This is a genomic window from Microbacterium sp. XT11 (assembly GCF_001513675.1).
GTDB lineage: Bacteria > Actinomycetota > Actinomycetes > Actinomycetales > Microbacteriaceae > Microbacterium.
Genome location: NZ_CP013859.1, coordinates 3,083,707 through 3,100,109, shown reverse-complemented (window position 1 = coordinate 3,100,109; position 16,403 = coordinate 3,083,707). Strand labels below are relative to the sequence as shown.

The following is a 16,403-nucleotide window of genomic DNA, read 5'->3' as shown; positions in this document are numbered from 1 at the left end:
GTCGGGCTTCTGCTCGATCGCATCGGCGTGCTCGACGGCGTGCAGCTGTTCCCGTACGGCACCCGCTTCGAGGCGCGCTCGCTCCCCCCCCCCCCCCCCGACGGCGCTCGGGCAGGGCGCGGAGCGGCACGCGCTGCTCACGCGCGCGAACGTGCTCGTCCGCGTGGAGGTCGCCCAGCCCTGGTTCGCTCAGCCCGGCGGTGGGCTGCGCATGACCCTCGCCGAGGATCGCATCGGCATCCGCGATCTCGTCGCTCAGAGCGTGCTCGAGCGCTTCACCGTCGCCGAGTAAGACCGGTCGACGCCGGGCCGGTGTCAGTCCAGGAGCCAGCTCTCCAGACGATCCATCAGCTCAAGTGCCGACGGGGAGGTCTCCCGCTCCCTGCTGTCGTCGCGCTCCCAACGACGAAGCACGTAGGTCCCATCCAGCCACGCGATCGACCACGACATCTCCAGATCGAACAGCGCACACACCTGCCACGCGCGGAGAAGGTGCGCGCCGGCGATGTCGGGGCGGCGCTCCAGGAGACGCTCGACACGCGGCGCGAGGCGCGCCCGCTCAGCCGTGATCGGATCCTCGCCACCGAACTCCGCCAACGGCGTCCGCGCCCCCGAACGATACGCCGCAAGCGCCGCCTCCGGCTCGCCCTGCCACAACAGGTGCTCGCCGTCCTTCGGGCTGACGACGACCACCCGGGGCCCGCACTGCACAGCGAACACATACTCCTCGGCGACGTAGTACCGATACGCCGCCACATCCGACTCCCCCAGACGACGCAACAGCTCACGACCCCACGCCGCCAGGTCAGCGGCATGCCGGTAAACCGGCAGCTCATCCTGCGTCCTCGGGCGAAGACCGTCCGGATCCTCCGACGGCGGAACGAACATCGAACCCACCTCTACCACCTCACGCCAGGGTCGACCGCCGTCGCCCGCGAAGTGCGACGGATCGGTGCGCTGGCCGTCCAGGAACGCGCGCAGCGCCTTGTCGGGCGAGACCGCCGACGCCGCGAACATCGCCGACCCGTCCGGAGCCACGTACAGCGACCCCCCGCCGCGCACCTGGTGGACCACGATCACCCCGGCACCGCCGGGCAGATCCTCCACCTTCAGCTGCTCGACCGGCGAGCCCTGCTCACGGAAATACCGCAGCCGCGAGAACATCTCGACCGCTCGCTCATGCGCCTCCGGCGCCCCCGATTCCTGCGCGGCCGAATCGCCGTAGTTCGGATCGGCGAGCTTCTCCCAGTCCCCGAACACCGGACGCTCCGCCCAATACGAGTCGATCGGGACGCCCCGGTACTCCTCGACCGTCTCCTTGCCCGGCTCCACGTTCGTGGAGATCACCTTCGACGTCCCATTCGGCTTGATGTACGCCGTCACATGCGCCGTGGATTCCGACTGGTCGTACCGGTTCTCCTGGTCCGGGTAGAAAAAGTCGATCACCTCGTCATGGAACAGCCGCCCGTCATAGCGCCGGAAACCCGTGACCCGCGAGATCGAACCCGCCGCGTTGTAATGCTGCACCCGGAACGCGCCATCACCCGTGTACACCCGCATCGACCACGCCGGCACACCCGTCGCCGCATCCGGCTCCGGAATCACCTCGAACGCATCACCACCGCCCTCATACCGCGCACGCGCCTCCGCCTCGTCGAGATAGGGCTCGCTGGCCACGGGTCGCAGCGTCAGCTCGTTCCACTGATTCATGTACCGGTACTGCGGCATCGTCATCCTTCGTTCGGGGCGCGATCAAGCGTACCGACGGCCTTCGACATCCCGGATCGTGATCCGGTTGTCCCTGGCGAAGTCGATGATGCTCTGCGGAATCGCTGCACGTTTCGCCTTGGCGCTGAGGTCGAATCCAGCCCGGCGGAGCGTGTCGCGGACGGTGTTGCGGCGCACGTTGTACCGCTCCGCTAGCTCGTACGTCGAGGCGCCAGCCTCGTAGTCCTCGATCAGGAGCTTGACGACCGAGCGGTGGAGCGTGTTCTGCTGGGGGAGCGGGCGGTCGTCCGGCGCACGTGTCGAGTCGCGGGCGGTGGCCAAGAGCTCGGCCAGTTCAGCGGTTTTCCGCGCTTGTTGGCAGTAGTTTCGCAGCAGCCCGACAAGCTGAGTCTTGTTGCAAAATTCGACCCTATGGGCCGAATGCGGTGAGATTTTCAGGGGCGATGTAGAGAAGGAGCCGCCCGGATGGGCGACTCCTTCTTTCTTGCTGTGGGGGCGGGGCGTTGCTGCGGACCGGGTCGGGCGGTGCGGGGCGACGTGGGTGGCAGCGGACAGGAAGTGCTGCTGGGTGCGGAGCAGATCGTCGAACGGTTCGTTGAAGTGTGGGTGGATGCCGTCTTCGCGGTGGATGAGGAGATGTGCGAAGAACGCTTGGTTCAGTCGGCGTCGTACTTCGTCACTGGCGCTGAGGTAGAGCTCACACGGGTTCTTCAGTAGGGGTCTTGATGAACGTGGCGGCTTCGTCGAGGTCGTCTTGGACTCGGTCGAGTTGTGTCGTGATGCGTTCGCGTTCCTTGGCTATTTCCTGCAGGCGGGCGCGGATCTTCTGTTGCGGAAGTGTGCCGTCGCTGGCGAGGTCGATGAGGTTGGTTTCGCGTGCATTTAGTCCGGTGAGCTGTGAAGTTAGCTGGTCTCTCAGCGCCTTCTGGGCCGCCTGCTGGTCGGCGAGTGTCTCATCGAGCGTGTCGGACATGAAGTTGATGAACGCCGGAGATGCGTTGAGGTGCCTGTAGTGGTTTTCGACCGCTCGTTCGGCTTCGAGCATGTTGATGTACTTCGAGTTGCAGGTGCCGTCGTTGTTGCCGATGCAGAAGAAGTAGAAGTACTCGTCGCCGGCGCGAGAAATGGTGCGTCGGGCGATCATGCGCCGGAAGGTGCCGTGGGCGTCGTAGCAGTCGCCGCACCAGAGCGTGCCCTTGAGGTAGTGGTGGACGATGCGCCGGCGTTCTCCTGCGCGTCCGCAGGAGGCGAGTAGGGCCTGGACGCGGTTGAAGAGGTCGGCATCGATCAGGGGCTCGTGTCTGCCCGGGTACTCGTCGCCCTTGTAGATGACGATTCCGGTGTAATAAGGGTCACGGAGCATCTGGTGGATCTTGCTGACCGAGATCGGCCCGGAGGGGCGCCGCTGGGTGCTCGGGTTCGAAGGCCACGATCGGTAAGTTACTCGACGATGTCCTCCATCGTCGAGTTGCCATCGGCGTACATCTCGAGTCCCGATGAGTTCAGTCTGCCGTTCCGCGAGGCTGCTGGCGGCGCACCACCCCTGAGGCTCGGCGGCACACACGAGTGACCGAGACTCTGACTGTCGGGTGTTCGGAGTCTTGGTGCCGCACTTGGAGCCTCGCTTTGGCGATTCGTGGCCCGTTTTTCCGGATCTCAGATGATGAGCTCGCGTAGGTGGGCTTGGCGCTTCGGCCGGCGAAATTCGTAGAGTCCTGGCCAGGTGACGCCAATGTCAGGATGAACCGTCCCCGGTTTGATGCCGCTTCCTTTCGAGTCTGGAAGGAAGATGTTGATCATGCCGAAGAGGATTCCGGAGGAGACGAAGCAGCGCGCAATCAGGCTCGTGCTCGATCATCTCGATGAGTACCCCAACCTGACGGCTGCGTGCGGAGCTGTCTCGGCCCGCTTGGGATTCGGGACGGAGTCGCTGCGCCGCTGGGTGCGGCAGGCGCAGGTCGACGCTGGCGACCGGCAGGGCGTCACGACGAGCGAATCGGAGCGGATCCGCCGACTCGAGCGGGAGAATCGTGAGCTGCGCGAGGCGAACGCGATCCTGCGGGACGCGGCGGTTTTCTTCGCCGGGGAACTCGACCCCCGACGCCGCTGATCCTCGCGTTCATCGAGGAGCAGCGGGCCAAACACCGCTCGGTCGGGTCGATCTGTCGGGTCCTGCAGGAGCAGGGCGTTCAGGTCGCCGAGCGGACATATCGAGCGTGGCGTCGCGCGCAGCCCAGCAGCCGAGACGTCGGGGATGCCATCGTCATCGACGCGATCCTCGCCGCGCGTGTGAATGCGAAGGGTGAGGCGACACCGGAGTCGATGTATGCGCGGCGGAAGATGACCGCGTTGCTGCGCCGGCGCGGGTTGACCGTGTCGCGGCGGCGGGTGGACCGGCTGATGCGTCATCTCGGGATCAACGGGTTGGTGCGCGGCAAGGGCGTGCGCACCACGGTCCCTGACCGCAACGCCGCGAGAGCCCCAGACCTGCTGGACCGGGACTTCACCGCGCCCGCCCCGAATCGGCGTTGGGTGGCCGACTGAATCGGCCTGACTTTCGTTCCGTTCTTCAAGCAAGGATGGAACACGATGAACAGGAAGTACTCGCCGGAGATGCGTGAGCGGGCGCTCAGGATGCTCGCGGAGACGCGGCCGTCGCACCCGAACATGATGAGCGCGGTCCGTCACGTCGCCGGGCTGCTCGGGATGAGTCCGGAGACGCTGCGGCTCTGGCAGCGCCGCTACGAGGTCGACGCGGGCGTCAAGCCTGGGCTGACGACCGATGCGGCGGCGGAGATCAAGCGGCTGCAGAAGGAGAACGCCGAGCTGCGGAAGGCGAACGAGATCCTCAAGGCCGCGAGCGTGTTTTTCGCGAAGGAGCTCGACCGCCCCTGACCGAGATGATCCGGTTCATCAACGAGCACCGGGATCGTTTCGGGGGCGAGCTCATCTGCCGCGTCCTCCGACCGGCAGTCCAGGGCTTCCTCACCGCGCGGGGCTACCGCGCCGCAGTCGGCCGTGCGCCGTCAGCGAGGCAGCTCCGTGACGACCTCCTTGTTCCGGAGGTCGCGAGGCTGCACGCCGAGAACTACGGCGTCTACGGGCGGCGGAAGATGCACGCGCTGATGCGTCGGCAGGGGTGGCAGGTGGTCGGTCGCGACCAGACCGAACGCCTCATGCGGCTCGCCGGGGTCCGCGGCGTGCGCAAGTCGAAGCGGGTCTTCACCACGCGCTCCGACAAGACGACCGTCCTGCCGAGCGATCTCGTGAACCGCCGCTTCACGGCGCCGGCGCCCCGGCGGCTCTGGGTCTGCGACGTGACCTACGTCGCGACCTGGAGTGGTTTCGCCTACGTCGCGTTCGTCACCGACGTCTAATCGAGACGCATCGTCGGGTGGAACGTCGCATCGATGCCGCGCTCGGAGATTCTGCCGTTGCAGGCCCGCGACATGGCCGCCTGGGGTGCCGGTGACGATCTCACCGGGCTCACGCATCATTCGGACCACGGCTCGAACTACATGGCGATGGTCTACACCGACCGCATCGTCGAGCTCGGCGCGGTCCCCTCCACGGGAACCGTCGGCGACTCGTTTGATTGTCAACGCGATGGCCGAGGCGGTCAACAACCTCTACAAGACCGAACTCATCCGCCAGCGCGGCCCCTGGCGGACCGTAGAGCAAGTCGAACTCGCGACGCTCGAATGGGTGTGGTGGTGGAACAACCAGCGGCTCCACGGCGAACTCGACATGCGCACCCCACTCGAGGTCGAAACGGCGTACTACGCTGACCAAGAATCAGCCAATCCGGCACCTGCCGGACAAGGCTTCCGATAGGAACGAAAGTCAGGCCGATTCACCGACGACGTTGGTGCGGCGTTTGATCTCCTTGTTGAGTCGTTCGAGGGGGTTGGTGGACCAGATCTGCCGCCAGTGCGTGGGTGGGAACTCCGCGAATGCGAGGAGGTCTTCGCGGGCGTCGTCGAGCATGTCCGCCACGGTCGGGTGGGACCGGGCGAGCATGGTGACGACTTCGTCGAATTGGGCGCCGACGAGGTCGCGTTTACCGCGCGGGACGAAGATCGTGCGGATGATCGCGGCGACCATCGGGCCGGCGACCTTGGGCACTCGGGTGAGCATCGGCGACGCCATGCGCTGATCCGACATCGGGATCGACCGGTACGGTCGAAGGATGGATGCGGCTCGTCGCCCTTCTGGGCCTCGACCTCAGCGCACTGTGGGAGATCGTCGAGTGGGCCGGGTGGCGGTTCATCAGCAGCGACGTCTATGAGCTATCAGGACACGATCGGCGACATGGTCGCCGGCGGCATCGGTGCGGCGGCCGCCGGTGTTCTGCTCGCCCGTGTCGGGCTGCGTCGCACCGACGTCGCCTGAGGAGCAGTCATCCGACCGGATCGAGCGCGGCGGTCTGCCAGGCACCGGGGCGCATGCCGGTGGCGTTGCGGAAGAAGACGGAGAAGGTGGAGGGGTCGGGGAAGCCGAGCACGGCCGCGCAGGAGGCCGCCGTCAACCGATCGTGGGCCAGCAGTCGCTTCGCCTCGAGAACGATGCGGTCCACGATGCAGCCTTTCGCGGTTCGACCGGTCGCCCGCAGCGCCGCGCGTGAGAGCGTCCGCGGCGCGTATCCGAGAGTGCGGGCGTAGAAGAGCGTGTCGTGGTGCTCGCGGAAGTGCGTCTCCACACTCTCCCGGAAGACCCTGAACACCCGATTCGCCGCGGCCGCTTCCCCGTGTGGCGGCCGCAGCCTGCCCAACAGCGCCGACAGCAGGATCGACGGGACCTCGCCGGCGCAGCCCGGACCTGCGGCCGCGGTTTCGAGCACGAGGTGCGCACGAGCCGCGTCGACGAACATCCGCTCCGCCTCCGGCAGGCGCCACGCGCCGACGAGGTCCGGGTCGGCGACGATCCGACGGGTGACATCGGTGACCGGGGCCGTCGGCACGAACAGCACGAGGGTTCCCGACACCGCCGCGATGTCGTCCCACCGGTGAACGGCTCCCGGCGGAATCCACACCGCCGACCCCGGCTCGAGGGGGAAGGAGGCGAAATCGACGGTCGCCGCACCGTGCCCGGCGTCGACCAGTCCAATGACGTGGAAATCGGCACGTTGCGTCCCGCCGTCGTTCCGGTCGCGCAACTGGCGGAACGTCATCGTCTCGACCGGCGTCGCACGCCCGTTCGGAGGCTGATAGGTCATCTGCGCGATGCTCGGCACGTGTCCAGTTTCCCCTATCTCAGGTCAGGTTCTGGCGATGCGCAGCCGCCGAGGCCCACGTTGGATGGATTCGAGGAGAAGTACCTCGACCAACCGATCGAAGGAGCACTCGATGGCCGACACCACACTGACGGATCTGCCCGCTTACGACCACCGCACCGGCACGGGACCCACCCTGGTGTTCCTGCACTACTGGGGAGGCTCGTCGCGCACCTGGGATCTCGTTCTGAAGCGCCTTTCCGAGCGGGACACGCTCACCCTGGACTTCCGCGGCTGGGGCCGCTCGCGCGATCTCTCGGGCCCCTACACGCTGCGGCAGCTCGCGGCCGACGTGCTCACCGTGATCGAGGACGCCGGCGTCGACGACTACGTCCTCGTCGGTCACTCGATGGGCGGGAAGGTCGCCCAGCTGGTGGCCGCCACCCAGCCCGCCGGTCTGCGCGGCATCGTGCTCGTTGGATCGGGACCGGCGAAGCCGCACGAGAAGATCACGCCCGAGTACCAGCAGGTGCTCTCGCACGCGTACGACACGGCGGAGTCCATCGCCGGTGTCCGCGACCACGTCCTGACGGCGACGCCGCTTCCGCAGCGGCTGGCGGATCGGATCGTGACGGACTCCCTCGCGAGCGCCGAGGATGCCCGCACGGAGTGGCCGCTGCGCGGCATCGCCGAGGATGTCGCCGAGCAGACCCGCGCGATCACCGTGCCGGCGCTCGTCGTGGCCGGAGAGCGGGACGCCGTCGAGCCCGTCGACGTGCTGCGGCACAACCTGATGCCCTTCCTCGACCGCGCCGAACTCCAGGTCATCCCGGTCACCGGCCACCTCATCCCGTTCGAGGCGCCCGAGGCGCTGGCCGACGCCATCGCGGCCTTCGAACCGGCCCGCTGACGCGGGGGCAGTGCCCGCCTGCCGGGGGGCGGCGGTCTCGGCAGGCAGGCACTCGCTACGCCTCGGTGCGGACGGCGCTGCGCGCGGGGGACGCGAGGCGCTCGGCGATCAGGGAGGCGACAGCGGCGACGACGATCCCGACGACCGCGTCGCTCAGCGCCGGGGCGAACAGGTGGGTGAGCAGCGCCGCGGCGGACCCGATGGCCCACGCGACGAACGCTCCGACGCGCACACGCGCGGCATCCGCAGCGAGGAACCCGTAGCCGCGAACCAGGACGCTCACGATGATCACCACGCCGATCGGGGGCACGATGACGCCGAGGATCGTGAGCCAGTCGCTGAACAAGGACCACACTCCGAGCCCGGCGGCGAATAGACCGATGAGCCCCAGCACTACCGTGGTCGTGCGGAACCGGGCGCCGGTCGCGTGGCTCCATCCCATCGCGCCGTTGTAGAGGCAATGGGCGCAGACGGCGGCGAGGTTGAGCACCACGAAGACGGCGACGACGACCTGGGAGACGGGGCTGCCGAGGAGGACGCCGATGAACATGCCGCCGTTGACGGCCGGATCCACCGCGAGTCCGGCCGAGACCACGAGCACCCCGATGAACGCCGAGACGAACTGGCCGACGGGGAAGGCCGCCAGAGTTGCCGCGACGGCCTCTCGACCGGTCCGCGAGAACCGGGTGAAGTCGGCGGTCATCGTCCCGGCGTCGACCAGGCTCGCGATGACGACGGTCACTCCGACCCCGAGGGGCCACGCCGCGGCGGTGCGGGACGCGCCGGCGTACGCGGCGATGTCGGGCCACCCCTGGGCGGTCCCGCCGATGACCAGCGCCGCAACGCCGAAGACGATGAACAGCGGGGCCGAGATGTATCCGATCCACGAGATCGCCCGGATACCGACGAAGGTGATGAAGATGAAGACGATCCCCGCTGCGATGGCGAGGATGCCCGCATTCCACCCCGTGATCGCGGAGAGCAGGGACCCCGTCAGCCCGGTCTGGAAGGCGTACCAGCCCACGATCACCGTCGAGAGCAGGAGAGCCGGCACCAGAGCGCCGACGCGGCCGAACACCGACCGCGAGAACTGCCCGAAGTTGCGACCCGTGTGCCCGGCCGTGTAACTCAGGATGCCGACGTAGACCGCCAGCACCGCGGCACCGATCACCAGAGCGAGGAGCCCTTGCGCGAAGCCGAGAAAGTAGGCGAGCTGCCCTCCGATCACCGTCGCCGTGAGGACCATGGGCATGCCGGCCCAGGCCGCCCCGATCGCCAGCGTGCTCTTGCGGTGCTCGGGAGGCACGGGAGTGTGTTCGTACTGGTCGTCCAGACGCGGAGGATGCGTGTGGATGTCGGTCATGGCGGCTCCGTTCGGGTGTGTGAATGCCGGGCAGGTCGGCGGCAGTGCGCCCCCTGACGACCGGATCGTCGTCGATTTGCGATCATGAGTAAACACATCTTTACCCATTTGTGCAAGAATAGCGTTCGTGCATCCGACCGACTCAGCTGTCCCCGATGACATCGCCGCCTGGCGCGCTTCCCACGCGCGCGACGGCGCGGCGAATCTCCGGGAGATGCGATCGCGGGCGGCGCAGGCGGCGGCTTCGTGTGGGGCCTACGTCCGGGTGATGGAGCCCTCCGCATCGTCCTCCGGCGTCCTTGCGGGGGTGCCGTTCGCGGTGAAGGACAACATCGTCGTCGCGGGAGCACCCACGACGGCAGGAAGTCTCGCGCTGGACGACCTGCTGCTCTCGCCGACCGCCTCGGTCGTGCGCACGCTCGCCGCCGCCGGGGCGACCGTCGTCGGCAAGGCCAACATGCACGAACTCGCTCTTGGCGTCACATCCGACAATGCCGGCTACGGTGCCGTGAGCGACCCGCGGCATCCGGGAAGGTCGGCGGGCGGCTCCAGCGGCGGCTCGGCAGCTGCGATCGCCGCCGGTTCCGCGGCCTTCTCCCTCGGAACCGACACCGGCGGATCGATGACGATACCGGCCTCGTTCTGCGGTGTGGTCGGGATGCGTCCCACCCACGGACGCTACGCGGGAGACGGAGTCTTGATGATCTCACAGAGCCGCGACACGATCGGTGTCATGGCACATAACGTCGGCGACGTCCAGTTCATCGACGGGCTGATCAGCGGAGACACGACGGCCGGGTCGGCGGGCACGCGGCTGGGCGTTCCGCAGGGCGCCTATTGGGACCAGATCGACGACGCGGTGCGCGGCGCCGCGATGCACGCGCTCGACGAGCTCGCATCCCACGGATTCGAGCTGGTCGAGATCGACCTGAGCGATGTGCAGGCCCGCGCGCTGGAGCACCGCCACGACCTCGTCGGCTACGAGGCGCCCCGCGCGCTCGACGCGCTCCTGCAGGCGTCGGACCTCAGCATCCGCTCCGTGGCGGAACTCGTCGGAGAGGTGCGCTCACCGGACGTTCGTGCGGCGTTGGCCGGTTTCGTCGCCGCACCGGTGGGTGAGCGCCGCTATCGCGCAGCCCTCCGACTGCGCCGCGATCTGCGCGCGATCGTGAAGCATCGCGTCCTCGCCGCCGGGGTGGATGCGCTCGTCTACCCGTCCACCCCGGTGGTCGCCGTGGAACTCGGCGCAGATCGCGCTGTGGTCAACGGCCACGAGTCGCCCCTGTTCGAGACGATCACACGCAACACCGAGACAGCGAGCATGCTCGGGCATCCGATGATCACTGTTCCCGCCGTGCGGGATCCCGATCGCCCCCCGGTCGGGCTCACGATCGAGTCGCTCCCCGGCAGCGACAGAGATGTGCTGGCTACCGCGGTGGAGATCGAACGGGTCTTGCGCGCCGGCGGGTCCAGGCGGATGCCGGAGGCCGCATCGTGAGCGGCTCGGTCGTCCGCACGCATCCGCTCGGGGATCTCGCCCTCGACACCGGTCGACGTCTCTCGGACGCCGCACTCGTTTACGAGGTGCACGGCGAGCCTGCGGCGGACGGGTCGAATGTGATCCTGTTCCCGACCTTCTTCATGGGCACGCATGCGGAGAACCGCTGGCTCATCGGGCCCGGCCGGCCGCTGGATCCCCGGCGCTACTGCATCGTCGTCCCGAATCTGCTGGGCAACGGCGTCTCGACCTCGCCCAGCAACGCCGCGGCAGGGCAGCGCGGCGCCGACTTCCCGACGGTGGGGTACGGCGACCAGGTCCGCGCGCAGCGCCGTCTCATCCGCGAGGTCTTCGGGGTGGCGCAGCTGCACGCGGTCGTCGGCTGGTCGATGGGGGCCGCGCAGGCGCTGCACTGGGCGGTCGCCTTTCCGCGGGAGGTCGAGCGCGTCTTCGCGTTTTGCGGCTCGGCGCGGACGTCGGAGCTCAACGCCGTGTTCCTCGACAGCGTGGAGGCCGCGATCCGCACCGACCCGATGCTCGCCGACGGCATCCCGACCGCTGGGTTGCGAGCCGCCGCACGCGTGTATGCCGGCTGGGGCTTCAGCGGCGCCTTCTACGAGGGCCAGGAGTACCGCACCCTCGGCTTCGACACGCGGGAGGACTTCGTGCGCGGCTTCTGGGAGGAGATGCTGCTCGCGCAGGACCCGTGGAACCTGATCACGATGATCCGGACGTGGCGCGAGGGAGATGTCGGGACGACGGCCGGCAGCAGCACGGACGCGGCGCTCGCCGGGATCACCGCACGCACCGCGATCCTCTCGGCGGCGCTGGACATGTACTTCACTCCCGAGCAGGGCGCACGAGACGCCGAGCGCATCCCGGGCGCGACGTTCGAGGTGATTCCGGGGACGTGGGGGCACTCCGCGGGAGTGGGTCTGAACCCGCCGGACAATGCTTTCATCGACCGCGCGCTGCGGGAGCTGCTCGGCCGCGATAGTGTCGACCTCGACCCGACGTCCTGAAGGAGCAAGCCGAATGGGGCAGAACCAGGTGTTCACCGCGGTCGCGGATCCGACGCGACGCGCGATCCTCACGACTCTGCGGGAGCGCGATGAGATCTCGGTCGGCGAGATCGCGGAGCTCTTCCCCGGTATGACGCGCGCGGCCGTGTCGGCGCATCTGCGGGTGCTGCGGGACTCGGATCTCGTCGCCGAAGAGCGCCGCGGCCAGCGGCGCATGTATCGTCTCGGCCCCAACCGGGCCGACGAGATCATCCAGTTCTTGATGAAGGTCTACGCCGACGGCGTTGAGGCCTTCGTCCGAAACAACCAGACCGGCGAGTGAGCGATGGCCGAGGAGTTGTCGTTCGTCGTGGGGAGCTCCTCGCCCCGCAGTCCTGCCGAGCTGTGGTCGGCGCTACGCACGGGGGCGGCGAGCGGATGGCCGATGCTCCGCGAGTGCCGTCGCGTGGAGCGCGGCGCGCCGGTCATGTTCGACATCCCGCAGCCCGACGGCTCGGCGGTGCGCTGCGCGGGTCGCATCGTCGGGCTCGAAGAGAACCGCTCCCTCACGATCGCTCAGGAGACGCCGTGGGTGGGACGCGTGAAGCTGGTCCTTCACCCCGAAGAGTCCGGCACACGCTTGAGCGTGCTCGTCACGGTCGAGCAGGCCGGCGTCGAGTGGCTCGCCGACCGCGGTTCGTCGGGGGCGCTGCGTTCTTCCGGAATCGCCCACATCGACGTCCGCATAGGCCTCCTCGTCTCGCTCTCGGGCGCGGCGGGGCTGATGGGCCGGAGCATCGTCAACGGTGCCGCGCTGGCAATCGAGGACGTGAACGCGGACGGCGCGTTCGGTCGCCGCACCGCCCGACTTTTTGTCGAGGACGACCGCACGAGCCCGGAACGCGCACTGTCGGCCTACCGGCGCCTGGTGGAGGAGCACGCCTGCGACGTGGTGATCGCCAGCATCTCCTCCGCCGCGATGCAGACCGTGCGTCCCTATGCGGTGGCGACAGGCAGGCTCGTCCTCAACACCGCGATGGCGGAGCGCCGCACCGGTCCGCGACGGAACTTCATCGACCTCGGCGAATCGCCGCTCGAGCAGCTGCGGCGGGCCATCCCGGAGACCATGACCGCCGCGGGCGCGTCGAACTGGTACCTCGTCGGCAACGACTACGTGTGGCCGCGGACCGTCTCCGCGGTCGCACGGAGGCTGATCACGCAGCACGGCGGACGCATCAGCGGCACGGCATTCGCACCGATCGGATCGTCGGGATTCGATCGGATCCTGGACGACATCGGCGCCGGCGACGGGGATCTCATCCTCTCCTCGTTCATCGGCGAGGATGCCATCCGATTCGAGCGCACCTTCCATGCCCAAGGTCTTCGCAGCTCGTTCCGCACCCTGGCCACGAACTTCGACCAGGCGCAGCTCGACCATCTGGGCACGGGCGTCGCGGCGGGCATCCTCGTCAGCAACGACCACGCCGGACTGATCGGGCTGGGCAGCGACCTCGGCATCCGCTACCGCCGCCGTTTCGGTCTCACGTCGGCGCCGCTGACGAGCCTCGCGGTCAACGCCTACAACGGAATCCGCCTCTACGCCCAGGCCGCTGCCGTAGCACGTACCCTCGACCCGTCGATGATCGGACGCCGGATCCGCGCCGGCGGGGTCGGAACCGAGACGGCACGGCGCAGAGCCACGGGACGCTTCGCCGCCGCATCTCTGGCGGAGGTCACCTCCCACGGCATCCGCCCCGTCGCGTAGCTGGACCGCGCGGCGCTCGTCCACACGGGGGACGACACGTCGTCACCGCCTGTTTCCGAGGTGTCGGGGACGTTCTTCCTGACGTGGGCTCATCGTGCCAGCGTATGGCGTTCAGTCCGCATTTCGTTGGAGACCGGCCTCGTTGGTGTGAGTTCGAGGCGCGATGCGGGCCGGCGGAAGTCCATCGTGACCCGCGAGCGAAGGCGCTTGGATCCACCTTGCCGCCTTGTAATTCAAGTCCCTCCGTTGGCTCGAAGTTCCTCTCGGCGAACCTCACCTCGATGAGCAGATTGGTGGCATCGACAGACTCCTTCGCGAAGTTCCTCTGCGTCGTTCCTGCATGAAGATCTTGCGATTGCGCCTGATCACGAGACAGTCGAGGTGGTGCACGGTTCAGATAAGGAGAAGATCACGGCGGAGTCTCACGTTTCTGTCCGAGGTGCTATGGCGCCGTATATGGCGCAAGTGTGTTCGACGCAGGCCGTTCCGCAGGAAAGCGCACCCCTGCACAGCGGCTCGCGGGTCTGTCTGATGAATGTTGTGTGGGGTCCGGCGTTTTCATTAGTGAGTGGTTCTCTCGAACCGTCCGGCGAAGGTGATCGCGAACGCGTTCAACGCGGGCTTCCACCTCATCATCCAGCGTGCCCGCCCGCCGCCGGTCGGGTCAAGCGACCTCGTCACCAGATACAAGCACTTCAGCGCGGCTTGCTCGTTCGGGAAGTGCCCGCGCGCCCGGACGGCCCTGCGGTAGCGGGCGTTGATCGACTCGATCGCGTTGGTCGTGCAGATCACCCGCCTGATCTCGACGTCGTATTCGAGGAACGGCACGAACTCCGCCCAAGAGTTCCGCCACAGTTGCACGATCGCCGGATATCGTCCGCCCCACGAGGCGGCGAACTCCTCGAACCGGTCCTTCGCCGCCTGCTCGGACGGGGCCGTATAGACCGGCTTCAGTGAACGGACGATCGCGTCGCGGTGCTGCCGTCCTGCATAGCGGAAGCTTTGCGGATCAGGTGGACGATACACTGCTGCACGACCGTCTGCTCCCACGTCGTGTTGATCGCCTCAGGGAGACCTTTCAGCCCGTCGCAGACGGCGAGGAGGACGTCTTCGACGCCCCGGTTCTTCAGCTCGGTGAACACCTGCAGCCAGAACCGTGCTCCCTCACCGCCGTCGCCGGCCCAGATGCCGAGGATCTCCCGCTCCCCGTTCGTCGTGACGCCCATCACGACATAGAACGGGGTGTTGCGGACCTGCCCGTCACGGACTTTCACGACGATCGCGTCGACGAAGATCACCGGATAGAGCGGATCCAACGGGCGCGAGGACCACTCGGTGAGCTCCCCGGCGACCTTCTCGGTGATCCGGCTGATCGTGTCTTTCGAGACCTTCGCCCCATAGACCTCGTCGAAGTGCGAGGCGATCTCCCCGGTCGTCAACCCACGGGCGGTCAGCGACAGCACGATCTGGTCGATCCCGTCGAGGCGGCGCTTCCGTTTCGGGACGATCACCGGCTCGAATGACCCGTCACGATCACGAGGCACCTCGATCTCGACCGGGCCGATCTCGGTGAGCACGGTCTTCGTCCGGGTCCCGTTGCGCATGTTCTCGCCGATCGGGGTCCCACCGTGCTCGTGACCGAGGTGCTCGGTCAACTCGGCATTCAAAGCCGTTTCGAGGACGTTCTTCGTGAGCTGGCTGAGCAGGCCACCGGGCCCTGCCAGGCTCACGCCCTGTTCTTTCGCCTGCGTCAGCAACCGCTCTGCAAGTTCCTTCTGGTCGACGATCTCCCCGGTCACCGGATCAACCATCTCGTCATCAGCGACGACGTCGGTCGTGTCAGCCACGGCCATCTCCTTACGGATCAGGCCGGACCCTCACACACCGCTTTTCTTACATCCCAGCGGAGCCCGCGTTCCGTCATCCGCCTGCCCCGGGTTTCAGGACCATGAGGACGAGGATGGCGAACCAAATCGAGTTGAGGATTCCTGCTGCTGCGCCGGCGCGGCGGCGGGTGCTCGGTTCGTGTCGTGGATCCGCCAGCATCCGTCGCTGTGCGGGGATGATGACCCAGATCAACAGGGCTCCGCCGATGAGGGAGAGGGCAACGGAGAGGATGATCCACAGTTCGTCCAGCCTGCCGAGGACTACGGCGAGGGTGATGCCGACGGCGGGCGGGATAATCGCGAGGCGTCCGTACACCTTCGTGATCCGGTGCATTGCGAGCGCGACGGGGTGTGTGTCGTGGGACTTGTCGTTGACATCAGAGGCCTGTGCGGCGTACCGAGGGAAGAGGCTGACGGAGATCGTGAGTGCGCCGATGAAGACGATCGCGGTGGCGATGTGCACGATGAGCAAGAAGTAGGCCATGGCTTGTTGTGGGGTTATGGGATCAGGGGCTGGCCGTCGGGTTGCATGACGTACCACACGCCTCCGTTGAGGTAGGTGTCCTGTCCGCGCGCATCTCCGGGGTTCTTGTCGGCTGTGTAGCCGTAGAGCGGCCAACCGTTGTAGGTGATGACTTCACCACCGGCGGGGTTTGGCAGTGTGCCGATGAGCGAGGCGTCGATGCCGTCTCCCGCGGTTGGGGTACCGCCGTCGATCGCGCGCAGCGGGGGCCATCTGTTGGCGCACGTGAAGGTGCAGGTCACGGTCTGAGCGGCGTCCGGTTCGAAGACGTACAGGACGAAGCCTTCACCGTCGACGAGAGCGTCACCGAGCCCTGGCAACTTGGCGATCGTGATGGCGGATGCGCGTAACTCGTCGTGTTCGGAGGGTGCGCTCGTGCATCCGCTGCCGGTCAGCACGAGAACGATGGCGGCAGCGGCCGCGGAGAAGCGGGTTGTCAGAGATCTCATCCCTTGGTGTGTCCTCATGGTCAATGTGGTCCTCGCGTGTCCGGGTCTGGTGACGCGGCAGGACCGTG

Annotated in this window: 17 protein-coding genes and 3 pseudogenes; 10 read left to right on the top strand and 10 right to left on the bottom strand. The window is 67.5% G+C overall.

The window, feature by feature from the left end; all coding sequences use genetic code 11:
- Window positions 1-16 precede the first annotated feature (16 nt).
- Window positions 17-292, top strand: coding sequence for a glycohydrolase toxin TNT-related protein (locus AB663_RS17800; protein ID WP_442922675.1), 276 nt, complete (start codon window positions 17-19; stop codon window positions 290-292).
- Window positions 293-315: 23 nt separating this feature from the next.
- Here AB663_RS17800 and AB663_RS17435 read toward each other — a convergent pair whose 3' ends face one another.
- Complete coding sequence (locus AB663_RS17435) at window positions 316-1,728, bottom strand: hypothetical protein (protein WP_198147883.1); 1,413 nt, start codon at window positions 1,726-1,728, stop codon at window positions 316-318.
- A 24-nt stretch (window positions 1,729-1,752) separates the two neighbouring features.
- Window positions 1,753-2,049, bottom strand: coding sequence for a hypothetical protein (locus tag AB663_RS14750; protein ID WP_067200836.1), 297 nt, complete (start codon window positions 2,047-2,049; stop codon window positions 1,753-1,755).
- 144 nt (window positions 2,050-2,193) lie between these two features.
- Here AB663_RS14750 and AB663_RS14745 point away from each other — a divergent pair, with 144 nt between their 5' ends.
- Complete coding sequence (locus AB663_RS14745; protein ID WP_067200833.1) at window positions 2,194-2,445, top strand: hypothetical protein; 252 nt, start codon at window positions 2,194-2,196, stop codon at window positions 2,443-2,445.
- Here AB663_RS14745 and AB663_RS14740 read toward each other — a convergent pair.
- Window positions 2,426-3,292 carry a recombinase family protein gene (locus AB663_RS14740; protein ID WP_257720787.1) on the bottom strand — a complete coding sequence of 289 codons (867 nt, stop codon included), beginning with the start codon at window positions 3,290-3,292 and terminating at the stop codon, window positions 2,426-2,428. The genes AB663_RS14745 and AB663_RS14740 overlap by 20 nt on opposite strands.
- Window positions 3,293-3,384: 92 nt before the next feature.
- Complete coding sequence (locus tag AB663_RS17430; protein ID WP_198147882.1) at window positions 3,385-3,528, bottom strand: hypothetical protein; 144 nt, start codon at window positions 3,526-3,528, stop codon at window positions 3,385-3,387.
- Here AB663_RS17430 and AB663_RS14735 point away from each other — a divergent pair.
- The 3 genes and pseudogenes from AB663_RS14735 to AB663_RS16985 all read left to right on the top strand — a co-directional run bounded on the left by AB663_RS14735 (window position 3,527) and on the right by AB663_RS16985 (window position 5,562).
- On the top strand, window positions 3,527-3,838 hold the full coding sequence (locus tag AB663_RS14735) for a transposase (protein ID WP_067202826.1): 312 nt from the start codon (window positions 3,527-3,529) through the stop codon (window positions 3,836-3,838). The genes AB663_RS17430 and AB663_RS14735 overlap by 2 nt on opposite strands.
- A 212-nt stretch (window positions 3,839-4,050) precedes the next feature.
- Window positions 4,051-4,272 (top strand): IS3 family transposase, encoded by a 222-nt coding sequence (locus AB663_RS14730; protein WP_067200827.1) that lies wholly within the window; start codon window positions 4,051-4,053, stop codon window positions 4,270-4,272.
- Window positions 4,273-4,317: 45 nt separating this feature from the next.
- Window positions 4,318-5,562: pseudogene (locus AB663_RS16985) on the top strand (IS3 family transposase).
- Window positions 5,563-5,583: 21 nt separating this feature from the next.
- Here the strand turns inward: AB663_RS16985 and AB663_RS14710 are convergent.
- Together AB663_RS14710 and AB663_RS14705 are read right to left on the bottom strand one after the other, a co-directional pair.
- Window positions 5,584-5,862: pseudogene (locus tag AB663_RS14710) on the bottom strand (transposase); the annotation flags it as partial.
- A gap of 265 nt (window positions 5,863-6,127) precedes the next feature.
- Window positions 6,128-6,943 carry a helix-turn-helix domain-containing protein gene (locus AB663_RS14705; RefSeq protein ID WP_067202823.1) on the bottom strand — a complete coding sequence of 272 codons (816 nt, stop codon included), beginning with the start codon at window positions 6,941-6,943 and terminating at the stop codon, window positions 6,128-6,130.
- 130 nt (window positions 6,944-7,073) lie between these two features.
- On the opposite strand from AB663_RS14705, the gene AB663_RS14700 reads away from it, so the two are divergent.
- Entirely contained in the window at window positions 7,074-7,850 is a 777-nt protein-coding gene (locus AB663_RS14700; RefSeq protein WP_067200821.1) for an alpha/beta fold hydrolase, read from the top strand.
- A gap of 55 nt (window positions 7,851-7,905) precedes the next feature.
- Here AB663_RS14700 and AB663_RS14695 read toward each other — a convergent pair whose 3' ends face one another.
- The gene (locus AB663_RS14695; protein ID WP_067200818.1) at window positions 7,906-9,213 is read right to left on the bottom strand and encodes a cytosine permease; all 1,308 of its coding nucleotides are present in this window, start codon (window positions 9,211-9,213) and stop codon (window positions 7,906-7,908) included.
- A gap of 214 nt (window positions 9,214-9,427) precedes the next feature.
- Between AB663_RS14695 and AB663_RS14690 the strand changes: the two genes are divergently transcribed.
- Genes AB663_RS14690 through AB663_RS14675 form a run of 4 tightly spaced genes read left to right on the top strand, consistent with a single transcriptional unit; the run spans window position 9,428 to window position 13,477 of the window.
- Window positions 9,428-10,711, top strand: coding sequence for an amidase family protein (locus tag AB663_RS14690; RefSeq protein WP_083511264.1), 1,284 nt, complete (start codon window positions 9,428-9,430; stop codon window positions 10,709-10,711).
- Window positions 10,708-11,733 carry an alpha/beta fold hydrolase gene (locus AB663_RS14685; protein WP_198147879.1) on the top strand — a complete coding sequence of 342 codons (1,026 nt, stop codon included), beginning with the start codon at window positions 10,708-10,710 and terminating at the stop codon, window positions 11,731-11,733. Before AB663_RS14690 ends, AB663_RS14685 begins: the two co-directional genes overlap by 4 nt.
- A gap of 13 nt (window positions 11,734-11,746) precedes the next feature.
- Window positions 11,747-12,055, top strand: a complete 309-nt coding sequence (locus tag AB663_RS14680) for a metalloregulator ArsR/SmtB family transcription factor (protein WP_067200808.1) — start codon at window positions 11,747-11,749, stop codon at window positions 12,053-12,055.
- A gap of 3 nt (window positions 12,056-12,058) precedes the next feature.
- Window positions 12,059-13,477 carry a substrate-binding protein gene (locus tag AB663_RS14675; RefSeq protein WP_067200805.1) on the top strand — a complete coding sequence of 473 codons (1,419 nt, stop codon included), beginning with the start codon at window positions 12,059-12,061 and terminating at the stop codon, window positions 13,475-13,477.
- A 561-nt stretch (window positions 13,478-14,038) separates the two neighbouring features.
- Here AB663_RS14675 and AB663_RS14670 read toward each other — a convergent pair.
- From AB663_RS14670 to AB663_RS14660, 3 genes and pseudogenes are all read right to left on the bottom strand, one after another.
- Window positions 14,039-15,288 (bottom strand): annotated as a pseudogene (locus AB663_RS14670) (IS256 family transposase).
- Between the two features lie 109 nt (window positions 15,289-15,397).
- Window positions 15,398-15,847 carry a DUF2269 family protein gene (locus tag AB663_RS14665; RefSeq protein WP_067200803.1) on the bottom strand — a complete coding sequence of 150 codons (450 nt, stop codon included), beginning with the start codon at window positions 15,845-15,847 and terminating at the stop codon, window positions 15,398-15,400.
- Window positions 15,848-15,861: 14 nt separating this feature from the next.
- Entirely contained in the window at window positions 15,862-16,335 is a 474-nt protein-coding gene (locus tag AB663_RS14660) for a COG4315 family predicted lipoprotein (protein ID WP_067200800.1), read from the bottom strand.
- Window positions 16,336-16,403 lie beyond the last annotated feature (68 nt).